Source organism: Methylocystis suflitae (assembly GCF_024448135.1).
GTDB lineage: Bacteria > Pseudomonadota > Alphaproteobacteria > Rhizobiales > Beijerinckiaceae > Methylocystis > Methylocystis suflitae.
Window position 1 is genome coordinate 89,648 of record NZ_JAMRYX010000085.1, and the last position, 11,674, is coordinate 101,321.

9 protein-coding genes are annotated in these 11,674 nt (G+C 63.1%); all 9 read right to left on the minus strand.

The features are described 5' to 3' along the window. Window positions 1–43: 43 nt before the first annotated feature. On the minus strand, window positions 44–796 hold the full coding sequence (locus tag NEI07_RS07220) for a DUF3142 domain-containing protein (RefSeq protein ID WP_256033693.1): 753 nt from the start codon (window positions 794–796) through the stop codon (window positions 44–46). After that, window positions 766–2,895: a hypothetical protein gene (locus NEI07_RS07225; protein WP_256033694.1), complete on the minus strand. Its 2,130-nt coding sequence runs from the start codon at window positions 2,893–2,895 to the stop codon at window positions 766–768. Before NEI07_RS07225 ends, NEI07_RS07220 begins: the two co-directional genes overlap by 31 nt. 174 nt (window positions 2,896–3,069) lie before the next feature. Then, on the minus strand, window positions 3,070–4,041 hold the full coding sequence (locus tag NEI07_RS07230) for an HpcH/HpaI aldolase/citrate lyase family protein (RefSeq protein ID WP_014890655.1): 972 nt from the start codon (window positions 4,039–4,041) through the stop codon (window positions 3,070–3,072). Between the two features lie 22 nt (window positions 4,042–4,063). Continuing rightward, entirely contained in the window at window positions 4,064–6,817 is a 2,754-nt protein-coding gene (locus NEI07_RS07235; protein WP_256033695.1) for a phosphoenolpyruvate carboxylase, read from the minus strand. A gap of 101 nt (window positions 6,818–6,918) precedes the next feature. Beyond that, entirely contained in the window at window positions 6,919–7,806 is an 888-nt protein-coding gene (sucD, locus tag NEI07_RS07240) for a succinate--CoA ligase subunit alpha (protein WP_256033696.1), read from the minus strand. Window positions 7,807–7,823: 17 nt separating this feature from the next. Further along, window positions 7,824–8,996, minus strand: coding sequence for a malate--CoA ligase subunit beta (locus NEI07_RS07245; RefSeq protein WP_256033697.1), 1,173 nt, complete (start codon window positions 8,994–8,996; stop codon window positions 7,824–7,826). Window positions 8,997–9,030: 34 nt separating this feature from the next. Continuing rightward, window positions 9,031–9,663, minus strand: coding sequence for a methenyltetrahydrofolate cyclohydrolase (fchA, locus tag NEI07_RS07250; protein ID WP_256033698.1), 633 nt, complete (start codon window positions 9,661–9,663; stop codon window positions 9,031–9,033). Window positions 9,664–9,675: 12 nt separating this feature from the next. Then, on the minus strand, window positions 9,676–10,536 hold the full coding sequence (locus tag NEI07_RS07255; protein ID WP_256033700.1) for an NADP-dependent methylenetetrahydromethanopterin/methylenetetrahydrofolate dehydrogenase: 861 nt from the start codon (window positions 10,534–10,536) through the stop codon (window positions 9,676–9,678). Between the two features lie 151 nt (window positions 10,537–10,687). Beyond that, window positions 10,688–11,629 carry a D-2-hydroxyacid dehydrogenase gene (locus NEI07_RS07260; RefSeq protein WP_256033701.1) on the minus strand — a complete coding sequence of 314 codons (942 nt, stop codon included), beginning with the start codon at window positions 11,627–11,629 and terminating at the stop codon, window positions 10,688–10,690. Between the last annotated feature and the right edge of the window lie 45 nt (window positions 11,630–11,674).

The following is an 11,674-nucleotide window of genomic DNA, read 5'->3' on the forward strand; positions in this document are numbered from 1 at the left end:
AAGCGCCCGTCAACCGGGCGCGGAGTCGCGCGCCGCGGCTCGCTCATCGCGGTGGATTACGCAAAAACACGACATAGCCGCGAAAATAGGGATGACGCGACAGCGTTTCCGGCGGCGACCAGACGGCGCCCTCGGCGAGGCCGAGCCGGAAAGGCGTATGGACACGTCCGACGCGCGCCAGGTAATCGTCGATATGGTCAACCGTGGCGCGGCCGCGATAGGTCTGAAACACGACCTCGTCGACGCTCCGACCCAGTCTGTCAATGTCTTCCGGCGCGGCCTGAGAGGCCCAATCCATAAGCCCGCTAACGCCAAGCGCGCAATCCGCCGGCAATATCTGACGTAACTCTGCAAGGAAGGCCGCGTATGTGGTCAGGCCACGCGTTGCGGCGTCAAAGTCGATCTGAACGCCGGTGACCTTGTCGGTCTTGGCGCGCCACTCGGCAAGACGGCGCTTGACCGCCGCAAAAATCGCGGGCGTCCAGTCGATGCTGCGCACGCGATAGACAAGCCATAACGCTTGCGGATGAGGGCTCGGCTCGGTGGCGCCCTGCGCCTTTAGACGAATCTCACCTGAATCGTCGGGTCCGATTTCAGCCTGGAGCAGATAGATGGTCTTGGCGGAAGCCAGTTCGGGACGCGCGCGCACGCCCGCCCATAGCCAATAGGCGTCGTAATCCGCCGCGCGCACAATCGTGTCGGCCGCCGCTGTCCAAACTAGGCCAACAGCGAGAAGACACGCGGCGGCGACAAGCCGCGAACTCGTCACCAGTAAAATCTCAGGCTTTTCGCCCATGTTGTCGCGCCATATTGCGTCTTGAGCTGGTCATACCAGGCTTTGCGCTGCGCCTTCTCGACGTCCTTGCCGCCGCACGTGTTGTTGTTCGCCGGCGCGTAGCAATTGACCGCGCGGTAGAGCGCATAGGCCCGGTCGCGCGCAGGCGTCGCCGGCGAGCCGATGAGCTTCTTATAGACCTCGCCACGCGCATAGGGTTCGCCGGGAAAAATGGATTTGCCGCCGCCAAGTTCATCGGGCGCCGGCCGGGACGCCTCAAAGCCGTCGAGACTGTTCACGCGGATGAAGTCGCCAAAGCACAACATGGCGTGCGGGTCCTGAGGATTGGCGGCGAGTTCGCCGACAATCGACTTGAGGTCTGGACAAGCGTAGCCTTTGTCGGCGCCGCCGCTCCACAGCAGGACGCTGGACTGGTAATTGGGATATTGCCCGGGCCGCGCGGTGTCGGCGTCGTCCTTCGCCAGTCCCTCCGCAGAATAATCCCGAAGGAACCCCGCATATTGGCCGTGCGTCGCCTCTTTGAGGAGAAGCACGAAGCGCGCAAGCTTGCGCTCCTCAGCCGAGGCCGGGTCCGCGACGGCCATCCGCAGCAGGATCGGACCTGCAATATATCGCAGCAGCATCGCACGAATCCGCGGCGACGACAGTTGCGTGTCCTTCAAGAAGACTTTGTTGACCTCTCCGGAGCGTTCCCAGCTTAGCGCGAGGCCGAGTTCGACCGCCTCTTTCTGCCAAGGCTGCGTGGCGAGCGGCAGCAGCCGCCTCCAGTGGTCGATCGCCGCCGCATACTGCCCCGACGCCATCAGCGCCTGACCGCGAAGAACTTCGCGGCTGAAGCCGAGATAGGGCGGCGACAACGGCCCCGGCGTCGGATCCCCCAACAGCTTCAATGCCGTCGCATGGTCGCCGTCGACATAGTAGGCGCGCGCCGCCTTCAGAAAGGCGAACAGCGCGTCATGGCCCGCGAAGTCTCGCGCCTGCGCGTCGAGATCGGCCGCCGAGAACTTCTTCTGCGACGCATCAGCGGGCCGCATCATCGTCAAATCGTCGATCGCGAGAAGATTTGCGTCATGGACGTCTTTTGAGTCTAGACCGAGTTTCGAGTCGATTTCAGCGGCGAGATCTGAACTGCGGAGATTGGCGCCTGGATCGCGCGCATGCGTCAGCTGCCACGCATACTCAGTCGCGGCCTGCGATCGGTCGCCAGCGAGCCAATAGACGCGACGCAACAGGCCGCGCGCCGACGCCGCGTAGCGGCCGTGCGGATAGTCGACGAGATAGGATTTGAATTCGGATTCCGCCGCTTTCAGCGATTGGCGATCCGACACTTTTGGCTCGGGCGCGCCGTCCAGTTCGGCGAACGCGCCGACCGACGCCTTGTTCAGCAGCGTGCGGGCAATCATGTAGCGTGCGCTCTCGCGCAGCCACACATTCTGCGCTTTCGCGAGGCTGCGAAAAGCGTTGAGCGCAGCGTCGAATTCGCCGTGATAAAAAGATTCTGCGCCGGCAAGATAAGTGGCGAATTCGCGCGCGGCCGCCGATGCGTCGGCGCCCGCGACATAAGCCTTCGAGGCGCCGTGGGCCGCATCCTTTCCCTGGCAGGCCGTCGTTAGTTCCTTGCGTGAACCGATGAGCGCAGCGCGCTCAGCTTCGCGAAGCGCCTTTTCGGCTTGTGCAGCCTGAATAAAGGCGTCCTCGCCGCTTTGAGCAGAGACGCATCGCGTGCCTTCGTCAAAGAAATCGCTCGGCGTCGTCGTCACGTCTTTGACGGGCCGGCCCGCATAATCGCAAGAGTTCCGCGCGAACGTGTCGTTAAATGCGTCACGCGCGAAAAGCACGAAATAGTCGGGATAGATGTCGAGCTTCACCTCGTCTTTTCGCGCCTCGACGGGCCAAGGCCGCGCGTCAATCATCAGGAACTGCGCGTTGACGCGGCTGTCATTGCCCGGACTGAAGAACGGCAAATTGTCGCGACTGGAAAAGTCCTTGTGATCCAGCTTCCATCCGGCGCGGCCGAGACCGTCGCCGGCGCAGGCGAACGCCTGGCTCGCGGAACACAGCAGTATGAGAGATGCGAGACTCGAAAAAAGCTGGCGCATGGCGGTTCCCTGAACGTGGCCGGCAAGCTGCGTCAGACTGCTTCCTACCGGATCGGCGGGCGCGCGTCTGTTGAATATAATCAAGCAGAACTTAGACGCTTCAAAAATAGGGCGAGGGGGGCGCTATGCCGTCCCTCGCCCTTTATAGGCCCCGCTCTTTGGGAGCGCTGCGGCTTACGCCGCCATGGCGTTGGCCTTTTCGATCAACGCTTCGGCCATGCGGATCGAGGCGATGTCGATCAGGCGGCCGTCGAGAGAGACGGCGCCCTTGCCTTCCTTGGCGGCCTGGCTCATCGCATCGAGAATGCGGCGCGCCTTCGTGACCTCGGCGTCGGACGGCGTGAAGACCTGATTGGCGAGTTCGATCTGCGAAGGATGGATCGCCCACTTGCCCTCATAGCCGAGCACCGCAGCGCGCTTGGCGGCGGCGATATAGCCGTCCGGATCGCCAAAGTCGCCGAAGGGGCCGTCGATCGGACGCAGGCCGTAAGCGCGGCAGGCGACCATCATGCGCGTCTGCGCCGCATGCCACTGATCGGCCCAGTAATATTCGCGATTGCCGCTCGCGTCCTTGTCGGTCAGCACGCCGTAATCCGGATTGACGCCGCCGATGACGGTCGTGCGGGCGCGGGTCGACGCCGCATAGTCGGCGACGCCGAAGGACATGGCCTCAAGGCGCTTGGACGACTGCGCGATCGCCTCGACATTGGCCATGCCAAGCGCGGTCTCGATCAAGATTTCGATGCCGATCCTCTTGGTGCGCTTCTTGTACTGCTCGATCTGCGTGATCATCATGTCGATCGCATAGACGTCGGCCGGAACGCCGACCTTCGGGATCAGCACGATGTCGAGACGCGGGCAGTTCTCGAGAACGTCGACGACGTCGCGATAGCAATACTGCGTATCGAGACCGTTGATACGCAGAGTCATCACCTTCTTGCCCCAGTCGATATCGTTGAGGCCCTGGATGATGTTCTTGCGCGCCTGTTCCTTGTCGTCGGGCGCGACGGCGTCTTCGAGATCAAGGAAGATCTGATCGGCCTTGGACTGCGCGGCCTTCTCGAACATGCCAGGCGCGGAGCCCGGCACAGCGAGTTCCGAGCGATGCAGACGCGGTGTGGCCTGCTCGATTAACGTGAAGCTCATATTTTTACCCCTTCCTGTTGAATTAGCCTGTGGCCCCGAGCCCGGCCGCGACGCAGCTGATCGACAGCAGCAGAGGCACTTTGACGGCCTCTTTCTCCGCTTCGTCCTTTGCCTCGCGAAACCGGCGAAGCAGCGCCACCTGCTCGCGATTGACCTCGTTGATGGTCTGCAGGCGATGCGAAAGCCTCGCCTGATACTCCTTGAAACGCTCCGCCAGTTCGACGCCGCCGGTGACGCGCAACGCCATCTCGCGCGTCAATGCAAATTCCTCTTCGATGGCCATGAAGATTTTATTTCGCACGGCTTCGTCAGCGACAAGCCCCGCATACTGCTTGGCGATTGAGAGATCGACGAGCGCGAGCGTCTTCTCGACCTCGTCGATAATGAGCCGGAACATGCGCGAATCTTCGAACATCCGGCGCAAGAGTTCGAAACCGCGGTCGCCGCGCACGTCAACGAAATTCTTCAGACCGGATCCGACGCCGTACCAGCCGGTGATCGAATGGCGGTTCTGCGCCCAGGCGAAGACCCAGGGGATCGCGCGCAAATCCGCCAGGCTTTTGGCGCCGAAGCGCCGCGCCGGACGAGACCCGATGTTGAGCAGCGAAATCTCTTCAAGCGGGCTTGCGGCCTGGAAATAAGTAACAAGGTCGGGATCGCCGATAAATTTCGCATAGGCCGCGAAGGAGGCGCCGGAAATCTCCTCGAGCGCCTCGTCGAACTCCGCGTGTGGCGCCAGAGCTTCCTCGCGTTCGGACTTCAGCGCATGCTGGAACACGGAGGAGGCCAAGAGCTCCATCTGATACGCCGCGGTTCCGCGATTGGCGTATTTGAACGAGACGACCTCACCCTGTTCGGTGACGCGAAAACGGCCGCGGATAGAGCCCGCCGGCTGCGCCGCGATGGCGTGGCCGGTCGGCGCGCCGCCGCGCGACACTGAGCCGCCGCGCCCATGGAAGAAGGCGATGGCGACGCCCTGCTCGCGTCCGACCTGAGTAAGGCGCGCCTGCGCCTTGAACAGCTCCCAATTCGACGACAGAAAGCCGCCATCCTTGTTGGAATCGGAATAGCCGATCATCACCTCTTGCAGATTGCCCTGCCAGCGCGTCGAGCGGCGCACGACCGGAACCTGCAGAAGGTCGCGCATGATCGCCGGCGCGGCGCGCAGATCGCCGATCGTCTCGAAAAGCGGTACGATCGGCAGCGTGAGGATCTCGACGCCGGGTTCGTCGAGAAACAGCCCCGCCTCCTTGGCGAGCAGATACACGCCGAGCACGTCGACCGCCGAGCGGGTCATCGACAAAATGAATCCGCCAAAGGCTTCGCGGTCGAGCTGTACGCGCATCTCGGCGACAACCTCGAACATTTCGATGACGTCGCGCGTATCGGCGGAAAGCGTGTCGCGCGGGAGAGGCGCCTGACGCGGCTTTGCAAGCTCGGCGAGCAGCCATTGGCGCCATTCGGGAGCATCAAGCTCAGGCGGCGTCTCGCCGCCGGTCTTCAGGCGCCACAGCTCTTCGAGCGCCTGCGTCGTGCGGGTCGTGTTCTGGCGGATGTCGAGGCGCACCGTGCTGAAGCGGAAGGTTTCCACCGCGCGGCGCAGCGGGCGCACGAGATCCGTCGCGATCGCGTCGCTCTTGGCTTCATTGAGCGCCTTTTCGAGCGCCAGCAGGTCGGCGATGAGTTCGTCGGCGCTCGCATAGCGCGGACCAGTCGTCGGCTCGGCGTTCACGGCGCGCAGCGTCTGGTCGAGCTTGCGCAGAATCGTCACAACGAACTGCCGGTAAGGCTCATTTTGATTGCGCGCTTCGATCGCTGCGCCATCCGGCAGCGCGGCGAGGCGTTCCGCCAACTCCTCGCGGAACGATTGAGGAATATCGGCCGCGCGCTGGCTGATCGACAGCATCCGCGCGAGATCGACGAAGCGCGTTCGATAATAATTCAAGCTCGCCGCGGCGTTTTCGCGCATCGTGCGGCGAGTGACGTCATTCGTCACGAACGGATTGCCGTCGCGATCGCCGCCAATCCAGGACCCGAACTGGAAGAAGGGCGCAACCTCGAATGTCTCGTTGGGATAGTGGCGTCGCAGCGCGCGCTCGCAGGATGACAGAAGCTCCGGCGCGAGATCGAAAATGCTCTCGTGAAAGAAGTGCTGGCCCCAGGCGACTTCCTGATCGACCGTGGGCTTTTCGAGATGCAATTCGCCAGTGAGCCAAAGAAGTTCGATCTGGTCATAGATCGACTTCACCAGCGCCTCGCGCTCGCGGTCCGTCCAGCGGGTCGATTCGAGTTCGCGCATCAGCAGATAGATGCGGCGATATTTTTCGAGGATCGAGACGCGCTTCGCCTCCGTCGGATGGGCGGTGATGACGGGCCGGATGCGCAGCGTGTGCAGTTGCGCGCGTATTTCGTCTGGCGCGACGCCTGAGGCCGCGGCGCTCGACAAGACGTAATCAAACGTGCCGAGCAGCTTGTCGTGGCCCTTTTCGCGCTCGATCCGGCGGCGCCGGCGCATGGCGTACGCCTGCTCCGCGATGGAGACGAGCTGAAATAGGATGCCCTGCGCCTGAAGCGCGCGCGCCATCTGGCGCGGCTCCAGACCTGCACCCGCCTTTGAGTCGCGCACGACGGCCTCGATCTCCGGCGTGTGACGGCGAATCACGGTAAGCAATTGCTCGCGCAGGAAGTTGGAAGCCTCGGTGACCGAACGAGTCGCGTAAGCAGACGGCAAGCCGGTCGAAGACTGGCTTTTTAATGTCTGGGTCTCGGCGGTCATCAAAACTCCTTAGGCGCTCACGACGCCGCGCAGGATGAACGGCTTCGCAAAATACGGCCGGACGGCGGCGCGCGACGGCGCCGACGCCAATGCTGCATTCCTCAGGCGCTCTGCAATACCTTGGCGACGGTCGATCCGAATTCCGCCGGGCTCGGCGCGACGGTCAGCCCGTAGGACTTCATGATCTCGGTTTTTTCCGCGGCGCTGTCGCCCGACGCCGAAATGATCGCCCCGGCGTGGCCCATGCGGCGGCCCTTGGGCGCCGTGAGGCCGGCGACGAAGCCGATCACCGGCTTGGAGAAATTCTCCTTGATCCAGGCGGAGGCTTCGGCCTCCTGCGGACCGCCGATTTCGCCGATGATCAGCACGGCCTCGGTCTCCGGGTCCTTGTCGAAGAGCACCAGATGGTCGAGGAACGACGAGCCGTTGATCGGATCGCCGCCGATGCCGACCGAGGTCGATATGCCGAGGCCGAGCGCCTTCAGCTGCGACGCCGCTTCATAGCCAAGCGTGCCGGAGCGCGAGATCAGCCCCACCGGACCCTGCTTGTAAATGTGGCCAGGCATGATGCCGAGCATCGCCTTGCCCGGCGAAATGATTCCGGCGCAGTTCGGGCCGACCAACATCGGCCGGCGATCCTTGGGAAAGCGCAGGAAGTAGCGCTTCACGCGCATCATGTCCTGCGCCGGAATGCCGTCGGTGATCGAGCAGATCAGGCGGACGCCCGAGTCGGCGGCCTCCATGATCGCGTCGGCGCAAAAGGCCGGCGCGACGAAGGTGATCGACGCCTGCGCGCCGGTTTCGCGCACCGCTTCGCGCACGGTGTTGAACACCGGCACGCCGTGGTGAGTCTTGCCGCCCTTTCCGGGCGTGACGCCGGCGACGACATTGCTGCCGTAGTCGATCATCTCCTTGGTGTGAAAACTGCCCTTGTCGCCGGTGATGCCCTGGACCAGGATCGGCGTCTTTTCGTCAATGAGAATGCTCATGTGTCGTTCTCCGGCGCTTACTTGGCGCCCTGATAGGCGGCGACAGCCTTCTCGGCGGCTTCGGCCAGCGTGTCGGCCTGGATAATCGGAATGCCGCTTTCGGCGATGATCTTCTTGCCTGCTTCGACATTGGTGCCGGCGAGACGCACGACGAGCGGCACGCCCTCGATCTTTTCGGCGCGCACCGCGTCAACGACGCCCTGCGCGACCCAGTCGCAACGATTGATGCCGGCGAAGATGTTGACGAGCACGACCTTCACGCGTCGATCCGATAGAACGAGACGGAACGCCGTCGCGACGCGCTCCGGCGAAGCGCCGCCGCCGACGTCGAGGAAGTTCGCCGGATTGCCGCCCGCGTGCTTGATCATGTCCATGGTCGCCATGGCGAGTCCGGCGCCATTGACGATGCAGCCGATCTCGCCGTCGAGGCCGATGTAATTCAGGCTGTGCTCCGACGCCTGCGCCTCGCGCGGATCGCTCTGCGAGGGGTCGTTCATGTCGACGATGTTGTGACGGCGGAACAGCGCATTGTCGTCGAAGGACATCTTCGCGTCGAGCGCCAGAACCTTGTCGTCCTTGGTGACGACGAGCGGATTGATCTCGAGCATGGTCGCGTCATTGTCGCGGAAGGCGCGATAGGCGCCCATGATCGTCTTCACCGCGCGTGAGACCTGCTTGATATTGAGGCCGAGCTGAAAGGCGAGTTCGCGCGCCTGAAACTGCTGCAGGCCGACGGCGGGCTCGACGATGACCTGGAGCAGTTCGTCAGGGGTGTTCTTGGCGATCTCTTCGATATCCATGCCGCCATGCTTCGAAGCGATGACGCGCACGCGCTCCAATTTGCGGTCGAGAACATAGCCGAGATAAATCTCGCGCTCGAAAGGATCGGCGACTTCGACATAGACGCGCTGCACCGGCTTGCCTTCCGGCCCGGTCTGCGACGTGACGAGCCGTTTGCCGAGCAGATCGCGCGCCGCCTGCTGCACTTCATGATAGGTGCGGCAGAGCTTGACGCCGCCCGCCTTGCCGCGCGCGCCGGCGTGAATTTGCGCCTTGACGACCCAATGCGAGCCGCCGAGCTCAGTCGCGGCGTAGACCGCCTGATCCGGACTGAAAGCAACCGTGCCGGGCGGAACATCGACGCCGTGGCTCGCCAGTATTTCCTTGGCCTGATACTCGTGGACGTCCATTTCAGTCCTCTCCTCGCAATGCGGCGCGGCTTCCTCAGCCGCCTATTTTGGCTTTGACCGTCTCATAGACCGCTTCCGTCTCGGCCGCGGCCTTGGCGAGCAGCGCATTGACTTCGGCAAGCTGCTGCTCGGCGAAGTCGCGATCCTTGATCGCCTTGGCGTTGATGAAGACATTGAGCGCGCAGCTGCGCAGGCCGGCGTTGGCGGCGAGCACCGCGACTCCGGCGTCGCTGATGACGTTGAGGTTGCCCTTGTCGGCGGCCTCTTTCGACAGGCTGATGACGTCATAGCAGATTTTGCACGTCTTCAGCGGCGCCAGCGTCGCTTCTTTCAGCGCCGACTGAATCGTCTCCGAGCGCTTCGCCTTCTCCTCATCCGTGCCGCGCGGCAAGCCATAGGCGGCCATCAGCGTGTTGAAGGCGACGACGTCTTCATCGACGCCCGCGGTCAGCTCGGCGCGCAGCTTTTCAGCCTTGGCGAGAGTGAGCTGCAGATCGGCTGAAACGGCTTCGTAATTCTTTTTGCCGATGGTGAGATTGCACACCATCGAAACGAGCGCCGCGCCCATGGCGCCCGAGAGCGCCGCCGCGCCGCCGCCGCCGGGAGTGGGCGCGTCGCTGGCGAGTTCGTCGAGGAATTTTCCAATCGTATCGTTCTTGGCGCTCATATCTTTCCTCGCTCAGGCCAGCTCTTTGGCTTGCGCATAAATGTTTTCGCAGTCGAACACCTGGTCGGCGGCGTCAAACAGCTTGCCGACGCATTCGCGATGCAATTTGAGCTTGAGCCCGCCCAGCCCCAGCGCGCCGATGACGATCTTGCCGTGGCGCTCCTTGGCCTTGTCGGTCGCCTCGACGCCGCCGACGCCGAGCGGCGGCTGCGCGTTGCAATCGGCGATGAGTTCGATCGTCGGATCGTTCTGCCAATCCTGCTCGTCGAGCAGCGGGACGCCGATGGCGCCTGCCGCAAACACGATCTGAGCGCCTTTGACGGCCTGGGCGCGCGCTGCGTTATCGGGCGCTTCGATCACCGCGGGCGTGAAGCCGAAGCGCTCCTGAATGGCTTTCGCCGCGGCCTCGGCCCGCGCCTTCTGACGCGAGGTGATGGCGACTTCGGCGCCTTCGATATTGAGCATCGCCGCGGCGCGCATGCCGACCGGGCCGGTGCCGGCGAGCACGACGGCCTTCTTGCCCTTGAGTGAACTTGCCTTGGCGAGCAGCGCCACGCCCGCCGCGGCGGTCGTATTGGAGCCGTTCGAATCGAGCATCGCCGACACGCGGAAATTCGAGAAGAAGCGCTTCTTCACCGCTTTGAACACGGTTTCGCCGGCCGTCATGTTGCCGCCGCCGACGAAGATCGCCGTATATTGCTTCTCCTTCGGGCCGCGCGTGTAAATGCAGCCGTCGACCAGCGCGCCGACGTTCTCGGGCGTGACGCCGCCATAGCCGATGATGTGATCGGCGCCGCCGTCATAACCGACCACCGTGTCGAAAACGCTCGGAACCGGATCGGTGTCGAAAAGGAAAAGCAGTTTCTTGGTCATTGGATGTCCTCAGGCCACGTCATGGCCGGGCTTGTCCCGGCCATCCACGCCGAGACGTTGCAAAGCATTTCCAATCGCTCCGTAGCGGCGCCGCGTGGATGCCCGCGACAAGCGCGGGCATGACGGCGTGGGGAGCGAGGCACATTGGTTCTCACCCCGCCACGACGTTGCGCGGACTGCCGGCGACAAAGGCGTCGATATTGTCGACAAGCTGGTCGGCCAGCACCTGCATCGCCTCTTTCGAGGCCCAGGCGACATGCGGCGTGATGATGAGATTGGGAATCGTCGGATCGAGCAGGATGTTGCCGTTCTTGGGCGGCTCGACCGTCAAAACATCCATGCCAGCGCCGGCGATGACTCCGTTGCGGAGCGCATCGGCGAGCGCCTGCTCGTCGATGATGCCGCCGCGCGCGGTGTTGATGATGCAGGCGGACTTCTTCATCGACGCGAATTCCTTCGCGCCGATCATATTCTTCGTCTCGGGCGTCAGCGGAATATTTAGCGTGACGACGTCCGCCTCGCGCAGAATCGTCGCGACGTCGACCTTGTTCGGCACGTCCATGACGTCGTTGATCAGCACCTTCATGCCGAGCGCCGTGGCGCGCTTCTCGATTTCCCTGCCGAGTGCGCCATAGCCGATGATGCCGAGCGTGGAGCCGGCGATGTCATAGATCGGATAGTCGAAGTAGCAGAACTGATTGGCGTAGCCCCAGCGCCCCTGCCGCACCGAGTTGTAATAATTGACTAGATTGCGGCGCAGCGCGAACAGCAGCGCGAACACATGTTCGGGCAGCGTGTTGAAGGCGTAGTTGCGGATGTTCGAAACGACGATCCCGTTGGCGCTCGTATAGGCCTTGTCGATCACGTCGGTGCCGGTCGCGGCGACGGCGATGAGCTTGAGGCCGGGAAGCTGCTTCAACGTCGCTTCGCGCAGGGGCACCTTATTGGTGATGCAGATCGTCGCGCCTTTCAGGCGTTCAACGATCTGGTCGGGCGCCGTCTGGGCGTATTCGGTGTATTCGTGAGGAAAATTCGGCTTGCGCACATTGGCGTCGAGCGTTTCCCGATCGAGAAAGACGATTTTGTGCGACATGTCCTAGTTTCCCCTCTTTCTCAATTCTTTTTTTGGCATTCGTTC